27 protein-coding genes, 1 riboswitch and 1 other annotated feature are annotated in these 26,501 nt (G+C 40.4%); of the genes, 20 read left to right on the top strand and 7 right to left on the bottom strand.

Features of this window, described 5'->3' with window-relative positions; all coding sequences use genetic code 11:
• Positions 1–33: 33 nt before the first annotated feature.
• On the bottom strand, positions 34–1,182 hold the full coding sequence (locus WD019_RS12340) for a serine hydrolase domain-containing protein (protein WP_425711694.1): 1,149 nt from the start codon (positions 1,180–1,182) through the stop codon (positions 34–36).
• Between the two features lie 232 nt (positions 1,183–1,414).
• Here WD019_RS12340 and WD019_RS12345 point away from each other — a divergent pair, with 232 nt between their 5' ends.
• The 4 genes from WD019_RS12345 to dltC all read left to right on the top strand — a co-directional run bounded on the left by WD019_RS12345 (position 1,415) and on the right by dltC (position 3,855).
• Positions 1,415–1,996 carry an undecaprenyl-diphosphatase gene (locus tag WD019_RS12345; RefSeq protein WP_026677608.1) on the top strand — a complete coding sequence of 194 codons (582 nt, stop codon included), beginning with the start codon at positions 1,415–1,417 and terminating at the stop codon, positions 1,994–1,996.
• 5 nt (positions 1,997–2,001) lie between these two features.
• Positions 2,002–2,060, top strand: a riboswitch (Fluoride riboswitch).
• A gap of 509 nt (positions 2,061–2,569) precedes the next feature.
• A complete protein-coding gene (crcB, locus tag WD019_RS12350) occupies positions 2,570–2,965 on the top strand; it encodes a fluoride efflux transporter CrcB (protein WP_425711695.1) in 396 nt (131 codons plus the stop codon).
• Positions 2,966–2,967: 2 nt separating this feature from the next.
• Positions 2,968–3,327, top strand: coding sequence for a fluoride efflux transporter CrcB (gene crcB / locus WD019_RS12355; RefSeq protein ID WP_425711696.1), 360 nt, complete (start codon positions 2,968–2,970; stop codon positions 3,325–3,327).
• A 288-nt stretch (positions 3,328–3,615) separates the two neighbouring features.
• On the top strand, positions 3,616–3,855 hold the full coding sequence (gene dltC / locus WD019_RS12360) for a D-alanine--poly(phosphoribitol) ligase subunit 2 (RefSeq protein WP_026677611.1): 240 nt from the start codon (positions 3,616–3,618) through the stop codon (positions 3,853–3,855).
• A 73-nt stretch (positions 3,856–3,928) separates the two neighbouring features.
• On the opposite strand, the gene WD019_RS12365 is transcribed toward dltC, so the two are convergent.
• Entirely contained in the window at positions 3,929–4,927 is a 999-nt protein-coding gene (locus WD019_RS12365; protein WP_425711697.1) for a tryptophan--tRNA ligase, read from the bottom strand.
• 54 nt (positions 4,928–4,981) lie between these two features.
• Positions 4,982–5,223: a binding site (T-box leader), on the bottom strand.
• A 189-nt stretch (positions 5,224–5,412) separates the two neighbouring features.
• Positions 5,413–6,804: a S8 family peptidase gene (locus WD019_RS12370; protein WP_425711698.1), complete on the bottom strand. Its 1,392-nt coding sequence runs from the start codon at positions 6,802–6,804 to the stop codon at positions 5,413–5,415.
• Between the two features lie 172 nt (positions 6,805–6,976).
• Between WD019_RS12370 and WD019_RS12375 the strand changes: the two genes are divergently transcribed.
• The gene (locus tag WD019_RS12375; protein WP_026677612.1) at positions 6,977–8,257 is read left to right on the top strand and encodes an ArsB/NhaD family transporter; all 1,281 of its coding nucleotides are present in this window, start codon (positions 6,977–6,979) and stop codon (positions 8,255–8,257) included.
• 72 nt (positions 8,258–8,329) lie between these two features.
• Here WD019_RS12375 and WD019_RS12380 read toward each other — a convergent pair whose 3' ends face one another.
• Positions 8,330–9,676 carry a polysaccharide biosynthesis protein gene (locus WD019_RS12380; RefSeq protein WP_026677613.1) on the bottom strand — a complete coding sequence of 449 codons (1,347 nt, stop codon included), beginning with the start codon at positions 9,674–9,676 and terminating at the stop codon, positions 8,330–8,332.
• Between the two features lie 290 nt (positions 9,677–9,966).
• Here WD019_RS12380 and WD019_RS12385 point away from each other — a divergent pair, with 290 nt between their 5' ends.
• The 5 genes from WD019_RS12385 (at position 9,967) to WD019_RS12405 (ending at position 14,738) form a co-directional block, all read left to right on the top strand.
• On the top strand, positions 9,967–10,767 hold the full coding sequence (locus WD019_RS12385) for a class I SAM-dependent methyltransferase (RefSeq protein WP_051291430.1): 801 nt from the start codon (positions 9,967–9,969) through the stop codon (positions 10,765–10,767).
• 136 nt (positions 10,768–10,903) lie between these two features.
• A complete protein-coding gene (locus tag WD019_RS12390; RefSeq protein ID WP_425711699.1) occupies positions 10,904–11,581 on the top strand; it encodes a PspA/IM30 family protein in 678 nt (225 codons plus the stop codon).
• Positions 11,581–12,123 carry a hypothetical protein gene (locus WD019_RS12395; RefSeq protein ID WP_425711700.1) on the top strand — a complete coding sequence of 181 codons (543 nt, stop codon included), beginning with the start codon at positions 11,581–11,583 and terminating at the stop codon, positions 12,121–12,123. The genes WD019_RS12390 and WD019_RS12395 overlap by 1 nt, the downstream gene beginning before the upstream one ends.
• Positions 12,124–12,154: 31 nt before the next feature.
• Positions 12,155–13,708: an SPFH domain-containing protein gene (locus WD019_RS12400; RefSeq protein ID WP_425711701.1), complete on the top strand. Its 1,554-nt coding sequence runs from the start codon at positions 12,155–12,157 to the stop codon at positions 13,706–13,708.
• Positions 13,709–13,895: 187 nt separating this feature from the next.
• Positions 13,896–14,738 (top strand): GNAT family N-acetyltransferase, encoded by an 843-nt coding sequence (locus WD019_RS12405; protein WP_425711710.1) that lies wholly within the window; start codon positions 13,896–13,898, stop codon positions 14,736–14,738.
• A 258-nt stretch (positions 14,739–14,996) separates the two neighbouring features.
• On the opposite strand, the gene WD019_RS12410 is transcribed toward WD019_RS12405, so the two are convergent.
• Positions 14,997–16,274, bottom strand: coding sequence for an NCS2 family permease (locus tag WD019_RS12410; protein ID WP_425711702.1), 1,278 nt, complete (start codon positions 16,272–16,274; stop codon positions 14,997–14,999).
• 292 nt (positions 16,275–16,566) lie between these two features.
• Here WD019_RS12410 and WD019_RS12415 point away from each other — a divergent pair, with 292 nt between their 5' ends.
• The 4 genes from WD019_RS12415 to WD019_RS12430 are packed head-to-tail and all read left to right on the top strand — an operon-like array spanning position 16,567 to position 18,907.
• Entirely contained in the window at positions 16,567–17,358 is a 792-nt protein-coding gene (locus tag WD019_RS12415; RefSeq protein WP_026677620.1) for a lipid II flippase Amj family protein, read from the top strand.
• Between the two features lie 17 nt (positions 17,359–17,375).
• A complete protein-coding gene (locus WD019_RS12420) occupies positions 17,376–17,894 on the top strand; it encodes a GNAT family N-acetyltransferase (RefSeq protein ID WP_425711703.1) in 519 nt (172 codons plus the stop codon).
• A 14-nt stretch (positions 17,895–17,908) separates the two neighbouring features.
• On the top strand, positions 17,909–18,352 hold the full coding sequence (locus tag WD019_RS12425) for a GNAT family N-acetyltransferase (RefSeq protein ID WP_026677621.1): 444 nt from the start codon (positions 17,909–17,911) through the stop codon (positions 18,350–18,352).
• 21 nt (positions 18,353–18,373) lie between these two features.
• Positions 18,374–18,907, top strand: coding sequence for a DUF1572 family protein (locus WD019_RS12430; protein ID WP_026677622.1), 534 nt, complete (start codon positions 18,374–18,376; stop codon positions 18,905–18,907).
• A 116-nt stretch (positions 18,908–19,023) separates the two neighbouring features.
• On the opposite strand, the gene WD019_RS12435 is transcribed toward WD019_RS12430, so the two are convergent.
• Positions 19,024–20,760, bottom strand: coding sequence for a DUF6044 family protein (locus WD019_RS12435; protein WP_425711704.1), 1,737 nt, complete (start codon positions 20,758–20,760; stop codon positions 19,024–19,026).
• A gap of 127 nt (positions 20,761–20,887) precedes the next feature.
• On the opposite strand from WD019_RS12435, the gene galU reads away from it, so the two are divergent.
• The 3 genes from galU (at position 20,888) to WD019_RS12450 (ending at position 23,441) form a co-directional block, all read left to right on the top strand.
• A complete protein-coding gene (gene galU, locus WD019_RS12440) occupies positions 20,888–21,778 on the top strand; it encodes a UTP--glucose-1-phosphate uridylyltransferase GalU (RefSeq protein ID WP_425711705.1) in 891 nt (296 codons plus the stop codon).
• Positions 21,779–21,997: 219 nt separating this feature from the next.
• Positions 21,998–23,020: a glycosyltransferase family 2 protein gene (locus WD019_RS12445; protein WP_425711706.1), complete on the top strand. Its 1,023-nt coding sequence runs from the start codon at positions 21,998–22,000 to the stop codon at positions 23,018–23,020.
• Between the two features lies 1 nt (position 23,021).
• Positions 23,022–23,441 (top strand): GtrA family protein, encoded by a 420-nt coding sequence (locus WD019_RS12450; RefSeq protein WP_425711707.1) that lies wholly within the window; start codon positions 23,022–23,024, stop codon positions 23,439–23,441.
• A gap of 57 nt (positions 23,442–23,498) precedes the next feature.
• Here WD019_RS12450 and WD019_RS12455 read toward each other — a convergent pair whose 3' ends face one another.
• Positions 23,499–24,278 (bottom strand): SigB/SigF/SigG family RNA polymerase sigma factor, encoded by a 780-nt coding sequence (locus tag WD019_RS12455; RefSeq protein WP_026677625.1) that lies wholly within the window; start codon positions 24,276–24,278, stop codon positions 23,499–23,501.
• A 250-nt stretch (positions 24,279–24,528) separates the two neighbouring features.
• Here WD019_RS12455 and WD019_RS12460 point away from each other — a divergent pair, with 250 nt between their 5' ends.
• From WD019_RS12460 to WD019_RS12470, 3 genes are all read left to right on the top strand, one after another.
• Positions 24,529–24,816 carry an HPr family phosphocarrier protein gene (locus tag WD019_RS12460; RefSeq protein WP_425711708.1) on the top strand — a complete coding sequence of 96 codons (288 nt, stop codon included), beginning with the start codon at positions 24,529–24,531 and terminating at the stop codon, positions 24,814–24,816.
• Between the two features lie 112 nt (positions 24,817–24,928).
• Positions 24,929–25,885 (top strand): nucleoside hydrolase, encoded by a 957-nt coding sequence (locus WD019_RS12465; RefSeq protein ID WP_026677627.1) that lies wholly within the window; start codon positions 24,929–24,931, stop codon positions 25,883–25,885.
• A 68-nt stretch (positions 25,886–25,953) separates the two neighbouring features.
• Positions 25,954–26,430 carry a spore coat protein gene (locus WD019_RS12470; RefSeq protein WP_026677628.1) on the top strand — a complete coding sequence of 159 codons (477 nt, stop codon included), beginning with the start codon at positions 25,954–25,956 and terminating at the stop codon, positions 26,428–26,430.
• The last annotated feature ends 71 nt before the right edge of the window (positions 26,431–26,501 follow it).

The following is a 26,501-nucleotide window of genomic DNA, read 5'->3' on the forward strand; positions in this document are numbered from 1 at the left end:
CGCGAGCAGCAAGAAGATGCTTCTTTTTTAGATTTAAACACCGTTAACCGGGTTCATCGCCCATTTAAAGATCTGATCATCCACAACCTTAATCGAGCGAATATTATTTTGGATATTCGAAAGCAAAACAACATACACACTGCCGTCTTTAGCATAACTATTTAATCCGTTCCAACCCGGCAATACGCCATGGGAGAAATACTTGTCTGATTTAACATACCACCCAAAGCCATAATCGTGTTTAAAAGGGGTAAAGATTTGTTCATAGCTTAACGGCGATACAAGTTTTCCGGTTTTTAAGGCATGGTCGAACTTATACAAATCATAGGCGGTCGTATAGATATCGCCGCAGCCGTATAATTGTGAAAAATGGGCAGTTCCCGGAATAAATATTTTTTTCGCTTGAATTTTATACCCTTTCGATGGAAATGGTTCATTATTCATTTGGTAGCCAAAGCCCGAATGTTTCATTCCCGCGACTTGAAAAATATGCTCTTGTAAATAGTTGTGTAATGGTTGACCGGATACTTTTTCAACGATATATCCTAAAATCGAATAGTTTGAATCCGAATAGTTCCACCGAGTCCCAGGAGGAAATAACAAAAAGTTCGCGCGAAAAGCAATTCGGTTGATCAACTGATTTGGCGCTAGTTTTTCCCATGTCTCCCGGTATGTCGGAATGGCGGAAGTATGTGTTAATAAATTGTATAATGTAATTTCATTCGCGTGCGGGAAAGTTGGAAGATAGTTTGATAAACGATCATGGACATTCAATTTCCCTTGCGCTTGAAGCTGCATAATGGCCGTTGATATAAAAGACTTTGTAATAGACCCGATATAGTAGACGGTATTCCGGTTATTTCGAATTCTTCTTTCCCTATCAGCAAATCCATATCCTTTATTTAAAATGGTTTTACCGTTTTTCACAACTAGTGCAGTACCGTTAAAATGAATCCGTTTTAAATAATCATCGACTCCCTGATTACTTGGCATCTTTAAAGCCGCAATTGCTTTTTTTAACTTTTGCTTTTTTACAATGTTCGCTTGATTTCTTTGGATTGGTGCTGATAACTTGTGATAAAAGAAATAGATGCCTCCTAGAAGCAATAATGAACAGCTAAAAATCTGTAATTTTTTTCTGCGGTCTCTTTTTCTTTTCGCTATTCTCGATTCTTTTCTCATACAAGCCCTCTTTTTTCTATGAATATTTCCCTATCACACCATAGAAAAGTTCTTAAAAAGCTTTTTTATGGACTAATTATAAAACAGCCAAAATAGAATCACCAGCTGGAACTTACATTTTTTTCTGAGATCTTATATTTTGGTATTTCAACATTACTTTTGACGGTCGTCGTTTCTTGCTTTATAATTTACGATTGTATAAGTTGATCATTATCTTAAATTTGGAGGACACATGAACTACGATCTTTTTCATATGATTAACCAATGGGCAGGGCATTATTCCTGGTTAGATACCATTATGAAGTTTATTACACAATTTGCTTTGCCTCTATTTGCTGTTATCTTGCTGATCATTTGGCTTACTGGCAATTCGTACAGCAAACGTTCGGTTTTATATGCAGGAATTTCTGGAATTTTAGCTCTTGTTCTCAATATTATAATTAGTAAGTTTTATTTTGAACCACGTCCTTTCGTTACCCATCATGTTCACATGCTGCTACCGCATGCGAAAGATGCCTCCTTTCCAAGTGACCATACTTCGGGAGCGTTTGGGCTTGCGATAGCTATGCTCATGTACAAAAGAAAATGGGGCTATCCGATGTTGGTGTTGGCGGTTTTAACGGGATTTTCCCGGATATTTGTCGGCCATCACTACCCTGGAGACGTACTTGGTTCAATTGGTGTTGCGATTATTTCAAGCTGGATCGTTTTATTGTGCCGAAAGCCGCTTGAACCCATCATTCGACTGATTTTATCGCTTTATGATAAACTTCCTTTTGTTCCAGCAAATCGCGAAAGGGAAGTCAACAAATAGTAGGAAACTAAAAAGGCGATGGAGTTCGCCATTAAGTGCTAAAGCTGATGACTCCTACCATTCATCAAAATGGTAGGAGTCTGTTTTTTTACGCATGGGGAAAGCATAATTGGCAGCTAGTCCCCTTCAGCTATTATTTTTAAGAATAAATTTTTGCCTGAAAAAAAGTAAGAAGATAGAAGCAAAAAACAGGATCAAACTCTATAGTGTGGCGCTATTTTCATGGCATTTGGACAATAAACAGGTGATTTCCGATAATAAATAAATACTACCGGACAATAACTGGCCTCAATCGGACAATAAATTTAGTATTTTCTTCATTTATAGTCCAAAAGTAAGATTTTATTGTCTAAACTGGATGACTTATTGTCCAAATAAGAGCATTTATTGTCCGAGAACGAAATCAGTTTAATGAAGTAAAAATTCGTGATCGTTTTTCCTCATTTCATAGATCTAACGAGGTGTTCTTAAAGTAAGAATGTCCTAGTACTGAAATCCAAACTTTTTTTCTAGATGAGACAGCTAGAAGCATCTCGGTGCATTATCCCATAATAAGTGATAGAGGTGAAAAAGATGCAATATGTATTAGTTGGTCTTGCTGGCATTGTTGGAGCATTATTGCGATACGGTTTAGGGCTTTGGACGGCGAACTGGTGGCATTCTTCCTTCCCTTTAGCAACCCTTTTGACGAACTTGTCAGGCTGTTTTGTTCTTGGCTGGTTGACGACACGAATGATCCGGCTAAAGTTAATGCATCCGTATCTTACGACTGCGCTGGGCACTGGACTTGTCGGTTCTTTTACGACGTTTTCGACATTTAGTGTGGAGGCCGTAAACTTAATGAAAACCGGACATTGGGGTGGAGCTTGTTTTTATGTGCTTGCCAGTGGAATAGGTGGATTGTTATTTTCCTGGTTCGGCTATAAAACAGGAAATGTGGACAGAGAGAGCGTAAAGGATGGTGAATAAACATGATTAATTGCTTATTTGTCGCAGTTGGCGGTTTTTTTGGCGCTATTTCACGATTTGGCATCAGCAAATGGATGAATAGCCGTTTTCCATCCACATTCCCAATTGCAACCCTTTTTGTTAATCTTACTGGTGCTTTTCTTTTAGGTCTGATGATCGGAAAAAATATGACACATACCTTTCAACTCCTTTTTGGAACCGGGTTTATGGGAGCTTTTACAACGTTTTCAACATTTAAATTAGAAACAATTCAATTAAAAATAAAAGGAAAATGGGGACTGATCGGGAGTTATTTGTTTATAAGTTATGTTGGCGGCATGTTGCTTGCATTTTATGGACTATACATAGGCGGCCAAATATAGCCCTTCGTTATAACTGATAAAAGAGGTTCAAACTTTCGGGCCCGGCTAATGTTAAAAGAAAAGAGCGAAATTATGTATTTTTTTTCATAAAAGGATAAATTTTTTCAAAGAACGATTCGTCTTAGCGTTCGGTGGTATAAAGAAGAAAAAGGCTTTAATGATAGTATCTGCAAGTTGTATTTTATTATATCGCCGTCATTATCACCTTCCATTTCGTTTGTTTCGGATTTTTAATTTTCTCTGGAAGGATCATTTAAAACGATTATACAAATAAAGGAGCTAACGACTATGGAAAACATAAAAGAACAAGTGTTGGAAATATTAGAAGAAGTGTGCGAAAACGAAGTTGTGAAAGAAAATCCCGATGTAAAGCTGTTTGAAGAAGGGTTGCTCGATTCGTTCGGGACGGTATCTTTACTCGTCGAAATTGAGCAACGTTTAGGACTAGAAGTCTCCATTTCCGACTTTGACCGGGAGGAATGGGCGACTCCGAACCTCATTGTTCAAAAGTTGGCGGGTATGAGATAAAAAATCAACGTTTGGTCCAAAAATCAACTGCACCTCAATGGTTAGCATTGTCTAACCATTCGAGGTGCTTTATTTATTTGCATCCTATTATTTTTTTTAGATCATGCAAAAAAGGTTTACATAAGACTCTAGCTTTTTCAGCGCCCGCAGCTAAAATCTCATTAAGTTGATTCGGGTTTGCCATCAGTTGATAAAAGTTTTCCCGTGGTTTTTCAAGATAGGCATTCATGACTTGAAACAATTCTTGCTTTGCTTCACCCCAGCTGATCCCCCGTATATACTTGTTCCTCATTTCTTCGATTTGCTCTTCCGAGGCGAACTCTTTATATAGTAAAAAAATAGTCGAAGAATCAGGGTCTTTTGGCTCATCTGGCGGAGTGGAATCCGTTTTAATTTTTTTTATTAACTTTTCAAGCTCTTTTGCTTCGGCAAAAAGAGGGATTGTATTATTGTAGCTTTTGCTCATTTTTCTTCCGTCTAATCCCGGAATGACAGCAGTTTCTTCACCAATCTTATATTCGGGCAATTGAATCGATGCACCATACGTCCGATTAAAGCTTTCGGCGATGTCTCTCGCAATCTCGACATGCTGTACCTGGTCTTTTCCAACAGGAACGATATCGGATTGAAATAATAAAATATCCGCAGCCATTAATATCGGATAAGTGAATAGCCCCATGTTCACCCCGTGATCTTGTTCCAATCCCGTTGCCAAATTTTTATCGACGGCTGCTTTATATGCATGCGCCCGATTCATCAATCCTTTTGGAGTAAAGCAAGATAAAATATAATGAAGCTCAAGTATTTCAGGCACGTCCGATTGGCGATAAAAAATGGCTTTTTCCGGATTTAATCCGAGCGATAACCATGTCGCGGCAACACCATAGACGTTATTGCGAAATTCCGCAGGATCGTGAACTGAATTCAGCGCATGATAATCAGCGATAAAATAAACGGGCAAATAGTCTTCATTTTTAGCCATTTCTAGAGCTGGTTTAATCGCTCCGATGTAGTTGCCGATATGCGGCCTGCCAGTTGGTTTAATGCCGGTTAACGAAATTTTCTTCTTCATCTTACAACCTCCCGTACGTTGAGTTGCAACAATACAAAAAGGGGCTTCTCATCCGAAAAGGACGAGAAACCCCGTGGTGCCACCTTCATTAGTTGTAGCTTTACAACTCACTTTAACGTATCAAAATAAATAATACGCGCTTCTTATATCGTTGAAGCATTACGTCAAAGCCTACTCCATAGTTTTCGGTTTGAACGCTCTGAAGCCCATTCAATAGAATTTCCACACTGGTTTGCACCGACCACCAGCTCTCTGAAGTTTCCATCCTATTTACTCCTCTTCATCATCACTTTTCTTGTATGATTTGGAAATAATACTACCACCATTATCCAACTTGATCAAGATCTTTTTTAATTGAGCATAACTCTGGTATAATTTCTGCCAATTTAAAATATAATTCCGTCGAAAATCTCACCAATTCCGCCAAAACTAGAGATAATTCCGCCGATATTAGTATTAATCCCGCCAATTTGAAAAATGATTTCTTAGCGAATTTGTTTCCACCATTCAGCTAATCCCCCTAAAGGATGGCGCTGCCGGTATGTTTTTTTGAGCGCAGAGTTAATGTCGATTAAACCATTTCCGTAATATAAGTCAGGACCCGGCTGGCCAAGATCGACGGTGGAGCGTTTAATGATGTTCATCACTTCCGTATTTTGAAGCCCGGGATAAATTGAACGGACAAGTCCTGCAAGAGCTGTTACGTGAGGAGCGGCCATCGAAGTGCCTGATAGCGCGGCATATCGTTGTCCGGGATAGGTGCTTGGAATTTGGACACCAGGAGCGACAACATCAACAGTAGAGCCGTAGTTGGAAAATGGGGCCCGTTCGCCGACTGCATTAACGGCTCCTACACTTAGCACTTCAGGGAAAGAAGCTGGATAACTTGGATGGTCGGTATTATCGTTGCCGGAAGCAGCGACAAGAACGACGTTTTTTCCAAACGCATAATCAATCGCTTCTTTCATGACGGAGGAAGGCTGATAATTGCCTAAACTTAAATTAATGACATCCGCTCCATGATCGGCGGCCCAGCGAATGCCCTTCGCGATATCAAATGAGGTGCCTGTTCCTTTTTTGTCCATCACTTTAACCGGGATAATTTGATTAAACCATGTAATGCCGGCTACTCCAATTTTATTATTCGTGTCCGAGGCAATGATGCCTGCTACGTGGGTTCCATGTCCATTATCATCATAAGGCCGGTCGTTATTTTTTAATACGTTATATCCTTTTAGTAAACGCCGGGAGAGATCTTGGTGGTTTAGATCGACGCCGGTATCGACAACGGCGATTTTGATCTTTTTGCTTCCCCGTGAAATGTTCCAACCGAGTTCCGTCTGGATCATCGGCAAATTCCATTGATATTGGGTGTAAAAGACATCATTGACTTCGTTGGGGATAAAAATATAATTCGGTTCGGCATAAACGACGTTCTTGCTAGTTCTAAAATAACGTAAAAGTTCGGCAGTCGATTTACGATAAGATGAAAAAATGCAAACCGAATCAAGACTTTTAGCGAGCTTCCCTTCAATATCGCGTTCGATGATAGCCATCTGATCAGGGCCAGGATGAACTTTAAACTTTACAGTAACCTGGTTTTTATGATAATGGCTTTTTGCCTTCTCGTTATGTTCAATTTTTTCAATGCTCGGATGGCTGTTTAAATGTTCTTTCAGCTTTCGATCACGGCTTAAAGAATTAATTGAAAGCAAATGAGTGTCCCCGTTAAGAAGATTTGGCTTTTCAGTTGTTCTCATGTCAGTTGCCCTTCTGTTAGTAGAAGGCTGTTCATTAAATGTTGGATGGCGAATCGTTGATAAAAGGATAACGGATAGAATAATTATCGAAATCCCAGCAATCCTTCTCTTGCGCATGTCCTCACCTCACAATATGACTTCTTTGTTAGGTTGAGTATTCTAAACTGGATTTATGAGAAATATTTGACGGCAAATGGAACAAAATTTTTCAAAAGGGTTGAATCGAATATCGAAAGAAAGGTAATGTAAGAGATAGAAGAATGAACTGCATAAAGGGAGAGTAACGTTTATGGAACAACAAGCAGTTATTGCGATTGCTATTTTTCTCATCGCATATGCACTTATTATTTCAGAGAAAATTCACCGTACGATTGTAGCGATGCTAGGCGGAGCATTAGTGATCGGGGCAGGGATTATTGACCAGGAAAGGGCAGTTCATGCGGTCGATTTTAACACGATTGGATTGCTCGTTGGGATGATGATCATGGTCTCGATTACAGCTGAAACAGGCCTGTTTAAATACATCGCCATCTGGGCGGCGAAAAAGGTGAAAGGAAATCCTGTCCGTATTTTAATTGTTCTCGGGTTGATTACGGCAATCGGTTCGGCCTTTTTAGACAACGTGACGACCGTTCTTTTAATCGTCCCGGTTACGTTTAGCATCACGAGACAATTAAACGTCAATCCCATTCCATATTTAATGACGGAAATTTTTGCATCGAATATCGGAGGGACGGCAACGCTTATTGGCGACCCGCCAAACATTATGATCGGCAGCAAAGTGGGGCATTTAACGTTTCTCGCTTTTATCAATAATTTAACGCTTATCTGTGCTGTTATATTAGTCATTACCGTCACGATATTCGCCATATTTTACCGAAAACAATTAAAAACGACGCCAGAATTAAAGGCGGCACTCATGAAGAGAAATGAAAAAGAAGAAATTAAAGACGCCAATCTGCTTAAAAAATCGTTGTTTGCTTTAACGGTGACGATTCTCGGTTTTTTCCTCCATCAGTTTATACATATTGAAACAGCGTCGATCGCACTATTCGGAGCGTTCCTCTTATTGCTTCTTGCCGGGGAAGACTATTTAGAAGGAGCTTTGGAAAAAGTCGAGTGGACAACCCTTTTCTTTTTTATCGGATTGTTTGTCATCATTGCCGGGCTTGAAGAAACGCATGTCATTGAAAAATTGGCGGCGGGAGCGATGGATCTTACGGGCGGCCATGTAAAGTCAACAACCTTTTTGATTTTATGGATGAGTGCCATCGCATCTGCATTTGTCGATAACATTCCGTTTGTCGCAACGATGATCCCGATGATTAAAGACATGGGACATTTAGGGATAACGAATTTGGACCCGCTCTGGTGGAGCCTTTCCCTCGGTGCCTGTCTCGGCGGGAACGGCACATTAATCGGCGCAAGCGCAAACCTTGTCGTAGCCGGACTCGCCGGAAAAGAAGGATACCATATTTCATTCCTTCGCTATTTATGGATCGGTTTCCCGCTGATGATTTTGTCCATTGTGATTTCGTCGGTGTATGTATATTTGCGGTACTTGATGTAAAGAACATCCTGCTTTTTGCAGGATGTTTTGCTATAACTTAAGGCTTCGTCATGAATTCGAAGCCCTTTGCACCTATTTGAATTTTGCCGTTAAGCTCAGGGTGACCAATGATCGAATCGAGAAGAAATGCAGCAATGTTAAAAGGAGAACTTCAAAGTTTAAGGCGATAATGACGCCGTACATACCGTAGTCCGGACGTGTTGCAAGCAGGATGATCATAATGAAGGAAGCGATATTCGTCCATAAGTTTTGATACATCGTCGCTTTCGCTTTCCCTAAACCAATTAGTACTGCCTGCAAGGGGACGACTAAATAATGGCAAAAGAAATAAGGTGTTAATAGTTTCAAATAATTAGCGGCATTGTCATTATGAAAGAATAAACTGGTCAACGGTGAAGCGAGCAAATACATGATGACTGTACACGGTATCCCGTAGATGAAGGTGACAAAAATGGCTTTCATGATCCGATCCTGAACGAGAAAGGCATCATTTTTACTGTAGGCTTCACTTATAGATGGGATGAGTGATGTTGCCAGGGAATGCGCAATAAACCCTGGGAACATCCCGATCGTTAATGCGACACCTGTCAATAAGCCGAATTGTTCAGTCGCCACTTTCGATGTATAGCCGCTTAATTGAAGCGCCTGGGTAATAAGAAAAGGCTGGATAGCCCAGGTGAGGACATTGACAAGCCTTGATCCTGTTGTCGGCAGGCTGATGCGAAAGATCTTTTTGATAATAGCGATTTTTTCTTTTGTTGGCATCATTTCTTTTATAAAATTTCGTTCTTTTGCAGAAATAAATTTCATACATAATACGATAAGCCCAATTAACTCATTAAAAGCGATGCTGAGAATCGCTCCGGTGACAGTAATTTCAAGTCCGGCATTGGAAATGTATTGCAAAACGAAAACAATGAACAAAAGCTGCGCAAGCTTTCTTAAAATATGGGCGATCGCAATCGGGTTCATCCGCTGTTTTCCACCGAAGTAACCCCGGAAGATGGATGAAAACGACAAAAGCGGAATGATCAATAGAATCGCAACAACGGGGTAAAAGGAATCAAAGTTGATGATCGAAAGTTTATTTACGAAATAGGCTCCGATCAGGCAGAGAACAATTAAAACGAGACTGATGACCGAAGACAGTAAAAGAGATACTTTTAACGTTCGCTTAATGCCTGCAAGTTGTCCTTTTTCCTCATATTCGGCGACAAGTTTAGAGATGGCGATCGGAAGTTCGAACATCGCAACGGTCATGATAAGACCAAGTACGGGTAAAATCATCATGAATAAGCCGAACCCTTCTTTACCAAGCGCCCTTGCCAGGCATACATTAATGACAAATTCAAGCAGTTCTGTAATAAATGCTGATAGCGAAAGTATAATGGCTCCTTTTATAAATAGTTTGCTGTCCATGTTTTCCTCCTGATCCTTGTACATATTTCAATATATATGTTGCTTATCCATTGTTAGACGTGAAAAAAACATAGCGAACAAGAGTAGCGAAGCCCATCTTAATGAAAAATTTCCATCTTTAGTAAAGGTCTTTAACAAAATTTGACGAATAAATAAAGAAAGGATGTAACATTTTGCTGAATGATGGTGTCTATAAAGATGAATAGGCTTAAAAAAGCCTCATATAAAACGAACAACTATTAAAGTATTATCAGATAAACGTAACCAATAAGCTAAAGGGAGGAAAACTCTTGGTACTCGATACAAAGGAACTAGTTCTTAATCAATATAATAGCTCGCGGAATTTGGATGCACGGATTAAAATCCATGAAATATATAGCACGAATCAACAAGATTGGCATCATTGGCTGTTTGAACAAAAACAATGGAAAGAGAATGCAAGAATTATTGAATTTGGCTGCGGGTCCGGAGCATTTTGGAAGAAAAATAGCCATCGCATCTCAAACCATTGGAATATTACGTTAACGGATATTTCTGAAGGTATGTTAATGGATGCAAAAACGAATTTACGCAACTCGCTTCAAGCCTCTTATGAGGTGATGGATGTGCAAGCGATCCCTTTTGAAAATGAATCGTTTGATACCGCGTTTGCCCATCATATGCTGTATCATGTTCCGGACCGGAAAAAGGCGCTTTCCGAAATTCATCGTATCTTACAACCAGGAGGGAAGCTCTATGCCTCAACGAATGGAAAGCTCCATTTAATAGAAATGGGGGAATTAGTCCTTGAATATGATTCGACATTGACATGGACGTCTTCATTTTTACATAAGCAATTCGGGCTTGAAAATGGTGAAAAGCAACTGTCCGAGCATTTTTCGAATGTAGAATTGAAGCGGTTTAACTCCAGCTTAAAAGTAACGGATACTAAACCGCTCGTAGATTATATTTTATCGACGATGGACGGCTTAAAAGAAGAATTAAAAGGTGAGAGGCTGCAAGAGTTTTATTCTTTTCTTGAGAGCAAGAAAGAAAAAAGAGGATTTATTTTCATTACAAAAGACAGCGGTTTATTTATCGCCGAAAAATAAAAACCGGCTTTTTGCCGGTTTTCTAACACCTTTTAACTGAATTTTTAAAACTTCGTGAAACCTTCTATATTTGAATTCCGTATGTACTTATAGATGAGAATACTTGTTAAATTCACATTATGCTGGAGGGATCCCGATGTTCGAATTGTTCAAAAGAGTGAAGACTGTTGTAAGTGCTGAGTTGAATGATTTCATTGACAAGGCGGAAGATCCGGAGAAAATGGTCGATCAGTTTTTGCGGGAAATGGAGAAGGACATCCATGAAGCGGAAAAGACGACCGCTAAAATGATTGCGGAAGAAAAATTGTTAAGCTTAAAAGTGGATGAAGCAAAAAGCTTGATTGCAAAGAGAGAAGATCAAGCGATCGATGCACTGAAGACTGAAAACGAAGACCTTGCAAGGCGCGCTTTGGAAGATAAAGCACGGGTGAAAAAAGAGTTGGAACAGCTTCAAGCCCTGCATGAAGATACTGCCCGGACGGCCGAAGAGTTAAAAGAAAAATTGCTTGAAATGAAATCGGAATATCGGGAAATGGAATTAAAGCGAACGTCATTAAAAGCGCGGGCAAATTCAGCAAAAGCAAAAAGCGCATTAAATCGCTCCTTTTCTACTATTAATAGTGATGGATCAAAAAAAGGCTTTGAGCGGATGGAGGAAAAAATCCTTCGATTGGAAGCAGAGGCTGAACTGACTGAAGAACAAAAGGCATTCCAGCAATCATTGGACAGTGAATTCGAAAAATTAAGAAACAAGACCGGAATTGACCTTGAGCTTGAACAATTGAAAGAAAAAATACAACAGCCGAAGGAATAATGCGTATGTTCGGATATCCATTAGAAACGATTTATCTTTTTACGCTGATCATTTGTGGAAGCTTAACGTTTCTCTATCTTTTGATTAGCGATGTTGTCCATGGTGTTTTTGAATCCATCGGGGTTCATGTGCTAAATCCAACACTCGTTCTTTCGTTTCTAACGTTTGTTAGTGCGGGCGGATATTTACTGGAAAAATTGACATCGGTACAGAGCTGGCTTATTGTTCTTATTTCCTCAGCAATATCACTCGTTCTTGTTACGCTTCTTAATGTGTTTGTCCTCATTCCGATTGCATCAGCCGAAGAATCACTCAACTACTCAGAATCGGATTTGAAAGGAAGAATGGGAAAAGTAATTATCTCCATTCCCGAAAATGGATTTGGAGAAGTGTTAATTGAAGGAGTAAGTGGTCGAATTGCTAAACCGGCAATAAGCATTGATCAATCGTCTATTCCGCAAGACACCGCAATTTTAATTGTAGATATGAAAAACGGGGTCGCTCATGTCATGCCACATGAACGGCTTGAGCTGCCGCTATAGAAGGTATTCATTTAAAAAAGGGGGAAAATAGATGACACCGATTTTTATTGTCATAGGAATTGTCGTATTTGTCGTCCTTGCTTTACTCGCCGTATTTATAACAAAATACCGGACAGCAGGACCTGACGAAGCGTTAATCGTCACCGGAAGTTATTTAGGAAGCAAAAATGTGAACATCGATGAAGCAGGAAATAAAATAAAAATTGTACGGGGCGGAGGGACGTTCGTCCTGCCGGTTTTCCAGCAAGCGGAACCGTTAAGCCTTCTGTCGAGCAAGCTCGATGTGCAAACCCCGGAAGTCTATACCGAACAGGGTGTGCCGGTAATGGCGGACGGAACGGCTATCATCAAAATTGGAAATTCCATTAGCGAAATTGCGACTGCAGCCGAACAATTTTTAGGTAAAACGAAAGAAGACCGCGAAAATGAAGCAAGAGAGGTGTTGGAAGGCCATCTTCGATCTATTTTAGGCTCAATGACAGTCGAAGAAATTTATAAAAACCGCGATAAATTTTCGCAAGAAGTTCAGCGTGTCGCTTCACAGGATTTAGCGAAAATGGGGCTGGTCATCGTTTCGTTCACGATAAAAGATGTTCGCGATAAAAACGGTTACCTCGAAGCCCTGGGGAAACCAAGAATTGCCCAGGTAAGGCGAGATGCAGATATTGCAACGGCCGAAGCGGAAAAAGAGACACGCATTAAACGGGCAGAAGCGGATAAAGAAGCAAAAAAATCCGAGCTGGAACGAGCTACAGAAATTGCCGAGGCGGAAAAATTAAATCAGCTGAAAATCGCAGAATTCCGACGGGAACAAGATATTGCGAAAGCCCGTGCTGACCAGGCGTATCATTTGGAAGAAGCAAAGGCGAAACAAGAAGTAACCGAACAGCAAATGCAAATTAAGATCATAGAACGGCAAAAGCAAATTGAACTCGAGGAAAAAGAAATTTTGCGCCGGGAAAAGCAATACGATTCAGAAGTGAAAAAGAAAGCCGATGCCGATCGCTACGCGGTTGAGCAGGCGGCAGAAGCGGCCAAACGAAAAGAGCTTGCCGAAGCGGATGCGCATAAATATCGGGTGGAAGCGATGGCAAAAGCGGAAGCGGAAAAAATCCGCCTCGACGGTTTGGCGAAAGCAGAAGCAGAGCGGGCAAAGGGGGAATCCGAAGCGGAAATCATTCGTCTAAAAGGTCTTGCAGAGGCCGAAGCGAAACAAAAAATTGCCGAGGCGTTCGAAAAATTTGGCCAGGCGGCGATTTTAGACATGATTATCGGCATGCTTCCTGAATACGCGAAACAAGTGGCCGCACCTTTATCGAATATCGATAAGATTACGATCGTTGATACGGGGGGAAGCGGGGAAGGCAGCGGAGCGAACAAAGTAACAAGCTATGCGACCAACTTGATGGCGTCTTTGCAAGAATCGCTCAAAGCATCATCAGGCATCGACGTGAAAGAGCTCATCGAAAACTTCTCAGGAAAAGGGAATGTGAAACCGAGCATTGATGCCCTGACGGAAGAAATCGCAAAAGCGCCGTTGTCAAACCGCCTATCGGAAACGGAACAAGTCCCGCTGAAAGATTAATTATCAGGCCGAAATATGGCAGTTTTAGCCAGGAGGATATATCATATGATTCCTTCTGGCTTTTCCTTTGCGGTTCTTAGTTAGAACAAAAAAGAAATTTATCATTGACGGAATTAACCAATAACCTTAAAATAGATGTAATTTTTATAAATTTTAAACAAAAAAAAGAAAAGGGGGGAGTGCGTTGATGCTTGAACTGCAGCGCTATCGTAGCGTTTCTTCATTTAAACAGGATGTTCTTTCGTTTTTAATGGAGCATGAGGTAGAAAACAGTTTAATGATTGGAATTCTTAATGCACTTGAAACGGATTCCGAACCGGCTTTTATGGCGGCCGTTAAGAAGGATGGAGATCTCGGTCTTGCCATTTTGCAAACGCATCCACGCCAGATCATTTTGTCGAAGCCGGTTGCCTTTACTGCGGATGAGATCCAGGAGCTGGCCAAATGTTTAACCCGTGAATATCCTGAAAGTCCGGGGTTTATCGGTGAAACACGGTTTACGACAGAATTGGCCGAACAATTTGCCGCTTTCGTAAACAGGCAAACGTTCATACATATGAAACAGCGAATTTATGTCTTACATGAGGTGAAGAAAAAAGCATCCGGAAAAGGTAAACTCGAGCAGGCAGCATTGGAAGATTGGCCGCTTTTGAAAGAATGGGGCTACCGTTTCGCGCAAGAGGTGAATGAGCCGAGCAGCAAGGAAGAAATGGAACAGAAGACGAAGGAATTTATTGAAAAAGGGCGTCTGTACGTCTGGAAAATCGATGGGAGGCCGGTATCCATGGCCTGTTCCTCACGCCCGACAGAAAACAACATTACTGTAAGCTATGTCTATACCCCTGAGGCCGAGCGAAAAAAAGGATATGCATCGGACTGTGTTTCCGCATTGACCCAATTGCTGCTTGACAGGGGCTATCAAACGACATCTCTATATACGGACTTAAGCAACCCGACTTCCAACAAAATTTATATCGAAATTGGCTATGAGCCTGTTATGGATTCGATTGTCATTTTATTAGACAACTAAAAAAGGGATAACCACGTGCGGTTATCCCGAGGGTGTGGAGAACCTTGTTTTCTCTACACCCTTTTCGTTTAAAAGAAATTAATCGCCTTCTTTCTCATATTAATTCAGCCGATTTTAAAGATAATTCAACGAAAATAACCGATAATTCAACAAAAATAGATCATAATTCAGCGAATGGGAAAATCAAGTGCATCTACCCACTTTTGCCCATTTGAAAAAGGCTGTCGATTTCTTCCTCGACAGCCTGTTGGTTATCACCTAAATGGCTGATACGATAAAATTGATCAGGAACAATCCGGCAATGATATAAACCGGCATAGCGACTTCTTGTTTCTTGCCAAGCGCGATTTTCAAAATCGGATAGGCAATAAAGCCGAATGCAATTCCATCCGTAATGCTATACGTTAACGGAATGAGCGCGATAATCAAGAAAGCGGGAAAGCCTTCTGAAAAATCCTGAAACCGTATTTTCCCGACGTTTTGCAGCATAAGGCAACCGATAATGATTAAAACCGGAGCGATGGCGCTGTCAGGAATAAGCTTAACGAACGGAAGCAAGAAAATGCACGGTAAAAATAAGAAGCCCGCCACAATGGCCGTGAAGCCCGTTTTTCCGCCGGCAGCAATGCCTGATGCGCTTTCGGCCGAAGATACTGTTGGACTCGTGCCAAAAATGCCGGCCGCAATAACCGAAAGGCTATTGGCCTGAAAGGAACGAGTGAACTTTTCCGGTTTTTCCAACATTCCGTGAAGGATACCCATATTTTCAAAAACGATAACCATCGCCAATGAAAAAACGGAAGTCCAAAACGAAAACGAACCGAACTGCTGAAACGATAGCGCGCCAACCGATGTAAAATCAAACGAAAAATGAATTTGTTTTACACTTGAAAAATCGACAAGGCCGAAAAGGGCGGCCAAAACAGTCCCTGCCACAATGCTGATCAAAAAGTTGCCTTTGACATTTCGGCTAAAAAGAAAAAGAGCAATGATGAGTGTTAGCAATGTAACCAGCACATGAGGACTTCCTAAATTGCCTAAAGCAACAAATGTCGATTCACTCGCTTTTACGATCCCGCCTTTTTGCAAACCGATAAATGTTAAAAAAAGGCCGATGCCAACCGTGATTGCCTCTTTTAAAGAAGAGGGGACGGATTGGGCAAGCAAAGACGAGAGTTTCGTAAAGGCCACAATGGCAAACAAAATGCCTGATACAAAGACGGCTGCTAACGCCTCTTGCCATGAAAGCCCTACTGTATGCACGATCGTAAACGTGAAAAAGGCGTTAACGCCCATTCCGGGAACGAGCAAAATCGGCGCATTTCCCCATAAACCTATCAATAAGCAGCCAACAAATGATGTAAGGATGGTTGCGATAATGGCGGCGTCAAGGGGAATGCCTGCATCAGCTAAAATGGTTCCATTGACAACAATAATGTAGGCAACGGTAAAAAATGAAGTGATGCCGGCAAGAAGTTCCGTCTTAATCGTCGTACCGTGACCGTTCAAGTCGAAATGATTTTTTAATCGTTGCACAAACTTCTTTCCTAACGTATTATTCCCTCTCCCACCCGTGACAATGGCTATTAGCCAATCACCACCCGTATTATAGCATAAAACAAGGTCAGTTTTGGAAAAAAACTTGCTACTATTTTTTTGCATGTTTTTGGCGGGCGGGAACGAATTTTAGTAGTTGTAAAATAAAGAAAACAAAAGTTATGACAATTTCCGGGGGAATAAGAGCCATACCTTGTTCATAGGAATAACAGATCATCCATAGTATAATCAGAAAATAATATTTTTATGAATGGGAAAAGGAGATCTGTCAATGGACGACATTTTAATTAAACTTCTATTGCTGACATTTATTATTCATCTCATTGACACGTTGGCTTATTCCGTTCGGTTAAATTCAGTTAAAAGCGGGCAAGTTGCCTTATCTTTTTCGCTTTTTAACCTTTTTGTCCTCGTTTCCCGAACAGCCAATATGTTTCAAGCGCCTTTGATTGCAAGTATTATCGACTTTAGCATTGCACGCCATATGGATCCGCTTTTAGATTTGCGTGAAGTGATTTTTGCTTCCACAGCAGGAACATTAATCGGTGTCTTTTTCATTCCAACCTTTTTAAAAGTTTTTGGCATCGCTGTGAAAAAATTAGAGCTGACAGGTTCCGTTCCTTCTCTCGTTGTCGAAGCCCTGCATGTCAATAATCTTAAACGAATATTGAAAAAAGCGACGAAACCATCGAAAAGCATGATCACAAAACTGAGATTCCGTGAAATCCCGAAACGTTTTTTACTATTGAATGCGATTGTGACAGGCATTTATACGATCGGCGTCTTGTCGGCCAACTATGCAGCCCTTTTAGTTCCAGAAGATCACCGTCTGTCAGCTGTTGCATCATCGGGAATGATCAACGGAATCGCAACGATATTATTGACGCTTTTTGTCGATCCGAAATCGGCTGTCATCACCGACCAGGCCTTGCGTGGAAAACGCCCTTATGGTGATGTAAAAGCACTTGTTGTTCTATTAATTAGCACAAAACTGATCGGCACACTACTCGGACAGGTGTTTTTTATCCCTGCTGCCGAGCTTATCGCCAGCTTTTATCGATAATGGGAGGGAGAAGAGAGTTGAATATCAGAAAAGCAAGAGTAGAAGATGCTCGCCCAATCGCAAAGGTCCATGTTGAAAGCTGGAGAACTACATATAAAGGAATGATGGAAGACGACGTTTTAAAACAACTATCGGTTGATGAACGGGAACAAAAGTGGAAGAAAATAATTATGGATTTGAGCGAGGAATTCCTTTATGTTGCAGAAAACGACAAAGGAGAAGTTGCCGGCTTTGCCTCCGGGGGTCCCAGCCGCTCACCGGAATTTGCATATGATGGGGAACTGTACGCCATTTATATTTTGCAGGAATATCAACAGAAGGGCATCGGGCGAAAGCTCATTTCGAAAATAGCCGAAAAGCTTTTGGAGAACGGATATCAATCGATGATCGTCTGGGTACTGAAAGATAATCAAGCGGCAAAACAGGCTTATATAAAACTCGGCGGCAAAGTAATTGGCAAAAAGGATATACAGATCGGAAAGCGAATGTTAGTAGAGGAAGCATTCGTCTGGGAAGACCTCACCGGATTTCTGTAAAAAGGAGGGACGGAATGGAGCTGACGATTAAAACAATGTCCGATTTGCCATTGCATGAACTTTCTATGCTTGTTCTTGAAAGTGAAGGCGAGGGGTATCGCTTCATTAGGCGGCTAGCGGACGAATATGCATTGGGAATCAATACGTTTAATCAAAAAGGAGAAATGATGGCTGCTGCTTTTCAAGGAAGAATGATCGGGTTTGGCGGGCTGAACATTGATCCGTATTTGCAGGATCCAACAATTGGGCGCATCCGGCATTTGTACGTTTCTCCGGCTTATCGCCAAACCGGGATCGCGCGAAGGCTGATGGAATTATTAATAAAGGAAGCGAAACACCATTTTGTATGGTTAACATTGCGGACGAACAACCCGGTTGCAGGAAAATTTTACCGAAGGCTCGGGTTTTCTGAAGAACCGCGTTTTAAAGAAGCCACTCATTTTTTGAAACTAACCTGATTTGTGGGGGAGGAGCTATCAATGTCAGTAGCTAAAGCATATTTAAAGTGTGTCATTGGGGATTTTCAAAGCATGAAGCAGCTCGGGGAAAAAACGATTGAGCAATTAACGATTGATGAATTAAATTGGTCGCCATCGAGTGAATCGAACAGTATTTCGATTATTGTAAAACATTTGAGAGGGAATATGTTTTCAAGATGGACAGATTTTTTGACAACGGATGGAGAAAAGCCGAATCGCCATCGAGATCATGAATTCATTGGTAATTTCAAGCAAAAAGAAGAATTGCTTGACGCATGGGAAGAAGGGTGGAATATACTATTTAACGCCCTTTCCCAGCTAAAAGAAAATAATTTGCTTGATGAAGTCACGATCCGTGGTGAAAAACATACCGTCATTCAGGCCATACAACGGCAAATTACCCATTACTCTTCCCATATCGGGCAAATGGTCTATATCGGAAAGCAAATAAAAGATAAAGAATGGAATTGCCTGAGCGTTCCGCGTGGAAAGTCTGAGGAATTTTTGAAAGAAAAACTTAGACAAACAAAATAAAGTAAGAAAAGGACAGAAAAATTGATTTTCTGTCCTTTTCCCATTGTGGAAAATGTACGGATTAGACGTATTGTTGTTAGCCGGTTTTTGTACAAAAAGAATATAGTTTTTTTATATCATTGATTTAGGGAGACTCGTGAAAGAGTTTCCTCTTTTTCTTTAAAATCAACTTCATATAAATAAATTTTCCATGCGGCTTCTGAGTCCTGAAATGTTTTCAATAGATGGAGATGGTTTTCTTTCGCGTTTAATATAGGAACGGCAGAAAAGATATATTTTCCGCCCATTTCTTGAAACGCTTTTGTATTTAATTGTAAATGTTCAATTTTGGCGTTCGAATTTTTTCGGAACATATATCGTTTTCCAAGTTCGCTGACGAAAATATAGCATCGTCCTCCCCATGTATCGAAATACTTTGTCAGCTGTTTGCTTTTATCGAGTTCTTTTGCAATGATTGTTCTGAACTGATGTTTATACGTTAACGGATAAAAATTATTGTACGTATCCAATGTGTAAAAGCCATTATACTGTGCGATGACAGGATGAAGCCCGATGCTCGCTACGCGATAAGATTCCGGAGGCTTTCCTATATAATCTTTAATATTGTTGAACAGATGCGTAGCGTAAAATTGTTTGAAAGATGGCTTATGTGTAGCCCTATACAATATTTCTTCATTGCATGTAAATAGAATTAGCGTCTGCAATATGAGGCAGAAGGAAACCAGCGTTCTCCATTTCTTCCCGATTCTCCATAAAAAAGAAAGAGCGATAGCAAAAGAAACATAGATAATAAGCGGGCGCAAGAAATGAAATCTGGCAAAATTGAATGTGTTTAAAAGATTAATTTTTTCTTTAAGAGGCTGCCAGCCGATAAAAAACCAGAACGCATACCATGTCGATAAAGCAAAATTAAGGATAAGCAAAAGCAAAAATTGACGCTCCGAATACCATTTTTTATTTTTAACGATCAGTAAAAGCGTAAGAAGGATGATCGGTAAAATAACAAATGTATGAACGGTTGCCACATGATTGTGCCCAAAAGTGAAATTTTTAAAAGCAAGTCGAATGCAATGATATAGCCCGAGCCTGGAGGAAATAAATTCATCCCTGCTCGTCGGTTCACTATGTACTAATAATGAAGCAACCAATCGATATTCAATGATTAAATACAGGAGCGTCATATAGGCGATGCTTCCAAGAAACACCCCGTTCCATTTCCGCTTTCGCGCGACATCAACAAGCCACAATCCCCCGATGAGAACGAGAAAAAAGAAAAATCCTAGCACAAAACTGGAATAAAGGGGCAATAAGGTAAGCGTCAGCCATTCCTTCCATGTCGATATTCCTTTTCGGATATTTAAAAACGCCCACAGTGCAAGAGGGTGTCCAAGCGTACTAAGCATGCCGGACGGCCAAAATGGAGTTAACGCAAATGCTAAAGCGACTCCGATTGTAATTGGATACGCATTTTTTTCTTTAATGAAATGATGTTTAAGAAGTACATACATCCCGACAAAAGCGATAAAACGGACAATGGTTTGGCTTATGGCATAGGCGACCATCGAAGGAAATAAAGCATGAAGCCAAACGAGCAGGCTAAACTCGGTTCCGAATGAATTTCGCGGCAGGCCGTTAATGATTTGAGGGATGACGGCATCAATGGAACCGAATAGCTTGCCGCTATCAGCCAACACTTTATACCATCCAATATTTGAGTCCAGATTATCATGAACCCGTATGTGCGCGTTTTCACCAAGGACATACAAAGGCAGGAGATAAATTGCGATTAAGACTAGCGCGAAAAACAAAGCGCGAGATTCAGAATTCCATTTTGTTCGTAAACTTTTCATCATGCATCACCTTTTTTCAATCATTCCGCTGATTAGTTTGAACCAATCCTAACGATTTTATTTTTCATCATCTTTTTTTGAAAACTTGAAAATACTAAGAAAGGAATTTGAGAGGAAGGAGTTTTTAAAAATGAAAAGAGTAAAAAAAGCCATTATTCCAGCAGCAGGATTAGGCACCCGGTTTTTGCCGGCGACAAAAGCGATGCCGAAAGAGATGCTTCCAATCGTCGATAAGCCTACGATCCAATATATCGTTGAAGAGGCGATTGAATCCGGGATTGAAGATATTATTATCGTAACAGGGAAAGGGAAGCGTGCGATTGAAGACCATTTTGACCATGCCTTTGAATTGGAGCAAAACCTTTTTCATAAAGGAAAGATAGAACTGTTAAAAAAAGTACAGGAATCGTCCAAAATGGTCGACATTCACTATATCCGCCAAAAGGAGCCGAAAGGGCTTGGACATGCGGTCTGGTGTGCAAGAAATTTTATCGGCAATGAGCCTTTTGCTGTTCTATTAGGAGATGATATTGTTCAGGCAAAAACGCCGTGCCTCAAACAATTAATGGAGCAATATGAGAAAACCAAATCATCGGTGATTGGCGTTAAACCAGTGCCGAAAAACGAAACACATCGGTACGGAATCATTAAAGCGAAAGCCGCGAGCGGAAGATTATATGAGGTTGAGCATTTAGTAGAGAAGCCGGAAATCGAAATGGCGCCATCCAATCTTGCGATCATGGGCCGCTATATTTTGTCTCCGGAAATCTTCACATTTTTAGCGAAAAAGGAAATCGGAGCAGGTGGAGAAATTCAGCTGACGGATGCGATCGAGCAATTAAGCCAAATCGAGCGGGTATTTGCTTATCATTTTGAAGGGACGCGTTATGACGTTGGAGAAAAGCTCGGCTTTATTTTGACAACCATTGATTTCGCTTTAAAAAACAGCGACTTAAAGCGGCCGTTAAGAGATTACTTAGAGAGAGTTCTATCTGAAGAAGTGGCGATTGACAATCTATAGAAGAATGCCATCTTGGACAATCTAGTTTTAAAGTGCGAGTTCAAAAAGGAGGACAAACAGGGCCAAGAAGTTCAAAGAAGCGCAGGCTCCGAGTACCGGAACGTATGCAATTAATACGTGAGGAACGCAGAGCAGCGCTGACGCAGAAATTCGCAGGCAATGTTTCCCGGACTTTTTGAACAACCTCTTAAAGAAAGAAAAAAGGAGGGGCTTCATTCTGTGAAAAACCCTGTACTCATCATCGTTGTTCCATGCTATAACGAGGAAGAAGTATTAAAAGAGACCGCTAAAGAACTTTCTCACGTTCTAAAACGTTTAGCTTCGGAAAAATTGATTGCAGCTTACAGTAAAATTTTATTTGTTGATGATGGATCGAGTGACCGAACATGGGAGTTGATTATTGAGGAAAAAAATACGAACCCGTTTGTCACAGGCTTAAAATTGGCCCGCAACGTCGGCCATCAAAAAGCGCTTTTAGCCGGGTTGAAAATGGCAAAAACGAAAGCCGACTGTGTCATCTCGATCGATGCTGATCTTCAGGATGACACGACCGTTATCCGCGAATTTATTTTAAAATTTCATGAAGGATTTGATATTGTTCATGGAGTGCGCAGAAAGCGTGATACGGACACCTTTTTCAAACGGACGACAGCTCTTTGTTTCTATTCGTTAATGCGTCGAATTGGAATTAATCTGATCCCCAATCATGCAGACTTTCGTTTAATGAGCAAACGCGCCTTGCATGAATTAAGCCGCTATAAGGAAGCGAATGTGTTTTTAAGAGGAATCGTTCCATTGATTGGGTTTAAATCAACAAATGTCTTTTACGATCGAAAAGAACGTTTAGCCGGCAAAACAAAATATCCGTTAAAGAAAATGCTGGCGTTTGCGTTTGAGGGAATCACTTCATTTAGCATTGTTCCGATTCGCTTTGTGACATTGCTCGGCTTTCTTTCATTTTTTATTGGGGGAATGGCAGGGAGTTATGCTCTCATTCAAGAATTATTAGGGAACACGAAATCCGGTTGGACGTCGCTTATGATCTCGATTTGGCTTATTGGCGGCCTTCAATTAATGGGGATTGGATTGATCGGCGAATATATCGGGAAAATTTTTAATGAAGTGAAAAGACGTCCGATGTATACGGTGGAAACGGATTTGTTTACAGGGGCATTTACCCGGCGGCCATCGAAAAAATACCGGCTCCTTGCGGCAAAAGAACTGAAAAAAAGAGGCAGTTGACATGAGAAGCTCGTTTATTCGTTTTTTAATCGTTGGTGTGATCAATACATTCGTCGGTATGTCGATGATGTTTCTTCTTCTTCATGAAGGCGGAATGTCGTATTGGCCATCTACGGTTACGGGTCATTTAATCGGAGCATGTACAAGCTATTTATTAAATCGTTCGTTTACGTTTAAAAATAGAGAGTCTATGTCGAAAACGGTTTTCCCATTTATGTTTGTCGTTAGCTCGTGCTATATTTTTTCTTATTATTTTGGGATTCATTTTGCCGAATGGCTCTTTATGTCAATCTCAAGATTGCCCGTCACATATAGGGAAGATGCAGCAATACTGTTTGGCACTATTTTATATACCATTACGAATTATGCCGGGCAAAAAGCTATTGTTTTTTCGAGAAAAAATGAGCCGGTGAAAACATAATGATAAGCAATTAAGCGGATCATGCTACATGTCTTAGCCAATCCGCTTTCTTTATTTCTAATGATAAGGAGTACCGTCTTTTAAAACTTCTCTTAGTTTAGAAAGCGCTTTTTTCTGAATTCGTGAAACATGCATTTGCGAAATGTTTAATAGTTTTGCGATCTGGTGCTGGCTCAAATGGTCGTAAAACACATAAGTGATAATGGCTAATTCCCGTGTGGTTAACGTTTTGAACGCTTCGAAAAGCAATACTCTATTTTCAATATGTTCAAAGCGTTCATCGATCGTTCCTATAAAGTCTATAATGGCTGTAGTGTTGTTTATTTGCTTATTTTGGGCGATATAATCAATGGACATTGCCTGATAGCTTTTATACACTTCCGCCGCTTCTAACACATCTTCTTCAGTTGAATGTAATGTTGCTGCAATTTCTTGAATGAGGGGAGAGCGGCCGAGTTGTTGATGCAATTGGTCTGCCGTCTTTTTAATAAGTGGGGCGAGTTCTTTAATTCTTCTTGGGACGTGTATGCTCCATGTTTCGTCGCGAATGTACCGTTTCATGCTGCCAATGATCATAGGTACGGCATACGATTCAAATGATCGATTAAGTTCAGGTTTATAATAATAAACCGCTTTTAATAATCCAATCATCCCGACTTGTACAAGATCTTCAAAATTATGTCGCTCTCTTGAGAATTTTTGGGCAATCGATTTCACTAACCGTTCATATTGTAAAATAATGTTTGTCTTTAATTCTTCATTGGAAGGGTCCTTTTTAATTTCTCTAATCCATTCATAAACTTTTTTATTTTTATGGAATGATTTAGCGTTAAACAAGCTTTACCCTCCTTCCTATCGTTTGGCCATAATTTTCGAGCTATTTTCCGAAATAGTGAAACGTTATTATATGTACTAGGATAGGAAAAGGTAAAGTAAATAGGACGATTTTTATCGTATTACCTATATGAATTCGCTCATTATAAAGGAAATTCCTTTAATCAGCGGGCATTTTTTAGTTTGAAAGCGTGTTTACCGTGATTTTTTTCAGGGTATATATCCTATAGGATAACGGAAGAGGTGATTGAAAATGAAAGTGATACAATCAGCATCCTTTACATATGATCAGCCAGTGACATTAAACTTAATTTATCGTTTTTATAAAAAAGTGCAATCGTGCCAGTCGAACGTCCTTCTATGCAAAAATGGTCTATATTCTCAAGGGAAAACGTTAACTGCACTTGTATCCTTTTTCTTACTGCTTAAAAAAGGAGATCCTTATTTGCTCATCGCAGAAGGTGAAGACGCAAATAAAGATTTGCAAGCGCTTTCGCGACTATTTGGAGGCACTTATGAAGAAGAAGGCGTTTTTGCTTAACATATCCTTCATGGAAAAAGAGGTTGGCTAACTGCCGCCTCTTTTATTTTTTTGTTAGATTCGTCCCCAGAAAAGCATATAGTAGTAGCAGTAAATTAAGGGGGACAATGCTTTGGATAAAAAAGTATTATTTTTCGGGGACTTTGGGATTGATGACGCGATCGCTTTCATTTACGCGTTTTTATCAAAAAAAATAAATATTGTCGGGATTGTAGCCGATTATGGCAATGTTTCAAGAGAAATGGTGCTTCAAAATGTTGATTATTTAATAAAGAAAACCGGTTTAAATGATATTCCCGTCATTAGCGGAGCAAGCCGGCCATTAACAGGAGAATCACCGATATATTATCCGGCGATTCATGGACCTAACGGGTTAGGGCCGGTTATCCCTTCCGCCATTAAGAAAAATAAACGGGAAAATTTCTTTGAAGTAATTGATATTATAAAAAAATATGAAAATGAAATCATTATTGTAAATACAGGAAGGCTAACATCGCTCGCGACTCTCTTTGTCTTATATGGGGCGTTAATGGAAAATGTACATTCTTATTACATAATGGGAGGAGCGTTCCTTTGCCCGGGGAATGTGACTCCTGTTTCGGAAGCGAATTTTTACAGTGATCCAATCGCAGCGAACCTCGTGATGAAATATGCGAAAAAAGCTACGATTTACCCATTGAATGTAACAAGGAACACGATTGTATCACCCGAAATGACAAATTATATTGCTGCAAAAGGAAAGACAGATCTTGTTAAGCCGTTAATTGATTATTATTACTACCATTTTTATAAACAAAACTATCCCGGTTCAAAAGGAAGCCCTGTTCATGATGTATTGCCGATGATGTCTGTCATCCATGATGATTTATGTAGGTATGTTGAAGCGGAAGTCATCATCGATCTGTCAAATGGGCTGTCACGCGGGCAAAGCATAGGCGATTTTCGTCCTGTACTTAACAACGAAACTTTTGGGCGGACCAAACAACGGATCGCTGTCGAATTACATTATAAAAAATTTTTTTCCGAGTTTATGACAGTTATGACGGGTGAACACTTTAAACAGGAATAGGTGAATGTACCCTTTCTATAAAAGATGAATATTGTAATATGACGATAATCAAGAGGAGGGAACATCTTATGCCTGAACATCTAGCGTGGCACGAAACATTAGAACTGCACGAACTTGTCGCTTTTCAATCAGCGGGCTTAACAAAATTAAAAATGTCTATTCGAAAAGTACCGGATCACGAACTCCGAACGTTATACATGCAGGCCATTCAGGGAATTGAACGGAACATTCGCGAATTGCTTCGGTTTTTCCCAAATGCGCCTGGTTATGACCACAATCCCCGCCAGGCAGATGCCGGCTTTTACGCTGGCGATTTATTGGGGCTTGCTAAAGCATCAGTCCGCAACTACGCGATGGCGCTAACTGAAACCGCCACACCCGAGCTTCACCAAGTATTAAGCAGGCACTTGCAAAATGCTGTCCAATTGCATTACAACGTATACAGGTATATGCTAGAAAAGGGATATTATTCTTCATATGATCTACATCAACTTTTAACCAATGATGTGAAAAACGCACATAAAGCATTGGATATGCACTATTGAATAAAAAATGAAAGCCGTTTAAGCCGACATAATGGCACATAGAAAAAACTCCTTTTCAATAAAAGGAGTTT

Source organism: Fictibacillus sp. Mic-4 (assembly GCF_049843615.1).
GTDB lineage: Bacteria > Bacillota > Bacilli > Bacillales > Fictibacillaceae > Fictibacillus_A > Fictibacillus_A gelatini.

Excerpts from the sequence above, each read along its gene's own strand:
- WD019_RS12340 (WP_425711694.1), bottom strand. The coding sequence starts at position 1,182 with ATGAGAAAAGAATCGAGAATAGCGAAAAGAAAAAGAGACCGCAGAAAA.
- WD019_RS12345 (WP_026677608.1), top strand. The coding sequence starts at position 1,415 with ATGAACTACGATCTTTTTCATATGATTAACCAATGGGCAGGGCATTAT.
- crcB (WP_425711695.1), top strand. The coding sequence starts at position 2,570 with ATGCAATATGTATTAGTTGGTCTTGCTGGCATTGTTGGAGCATTATTG.
- crcB (WP_425711696.1), top strand. The coding sequence starts at position 2,968 with ATGATTAATTGCTTATTTGTCGCAGTTGGCGGTTTTTTTGGCGCTATT.
- dltC (WP_026677611.1), top strand. The coding sequence starts at position 3,616 with ATGGAAAACATAAAAGAACAAGTGTTGGAAATATTAGAAGAAGTGTGC.
- WD019_RS12365 (WP_425711697.1), bottom strand. The coding sequence starts at position 4,927 with ATGAAGAAGAAAATTTCGTTAACCGGCATTAAACCAACTGGCAGGCCG.
- WD019_RS12370 (WP_425711698.1), bottom strand. The coding sequence starts at position 6,804 with ATGCGCAAGAGAAGGATTGCTGGGATTTCGATAATTATTCTATCCGTT.
- WD019_RS12375 (WP_026677612.1), top strand. The coding sequence starts at position 6,977 with ATGGAACAACAAGCAGTTATTGCGATTGCTATTTTTCTCATCGCATAT.
- WD019_RS12380 (WP_026677613.1), bottom strand. The coding sequence starts at position 9,676 with ATGGACAGCAAACTATTTATAAAAGGAGCCATTATACTTTCGCTATCA.
- WD019_RS12390 (WP_425711699.1), top strand. The coding sequence starts at position 10,904 with ATGTTCGAATTGTTCAAAAGAGTGAAGACTGTTGTAAGTGCTGAGTTG.
- WD019_RS12395 (WP_425711700.1), top strand. The coding sequence starts at position 11,581 with ATGCGTATGTTCGGATATCCATTAGAAACGATTTATCTTTTTACGCTG.
- WD019_RS12400 (WP_425711701.1), top strand. The coding sequence starts at position 12,155 with ATGACACCGATTTTTATTGTCATAGGAATTGTCGTATTTGTCGTCCTT.
- WD019_RS12405 (WP_425711710.1), top strand. The coding sequence starts at position 13,896 with ATGCTTGAACTGCAGCGCTATCGTAGCGTTTCTTCATTTAAACAGGAT.
- WD019_RS12415 (WP_026677620.1), top strand. The coding sequence starts at position 16,567 with ATGGACGACATTTTAATTAAACTTCTATTGCTGACATTTATTATTCAT.
- WD019_RS12425 (WP_026677621.1), top strand. The coding sequence starts at position 17,909 with ATGGAGCTGACGATTAAAACAATGTCCGATTTGCCATTGCATGAACTT.
- WD019_RS12430 (WP_026677622.1), top strand. The coding sequence starts at position 18,374 with ATGTCAGTAGCTAAAGCATATTTAAAGTGTGTCATTGGGGATTTTCAA.
- WD019_RS12435 (WP_425711704.1), bottom strand. The coding sequence starts at position 20,760 with ATGATGAAAAGTTTACGAACAAAATGGAATTCTGAATCTCGCGCTTTG.
- galU (WP_425711705.1), top strand. The coding sequence starts at position 20,888 with ATGAAAAGAGTAAAAAAAGCCATTATTCCAGCAGCAGGATTAGGCACC.
- WD019_RS12450 (WP_425711707.1), top strand. The coding sequence starts at position 23,022 with ATGAGAAGCTCGTTTATTCGTTTTTTAATCGTTGGTGTGATCAATACA.
- WD019_RS12460 (WP_425711708.1), top strand. The coding sequence starts at position 24,529 with ATGAAAGTGATACAATCAGCATCCTTTACATATGATCAGCCAGTGACA.
- WD019_RS12470 (WP_026677628.1), top strand. The coding sequence starts at position 25,954 with ATGCCTGAACATCTAGCGTGGCACGAAACATTAGAACTGCACGAACTT.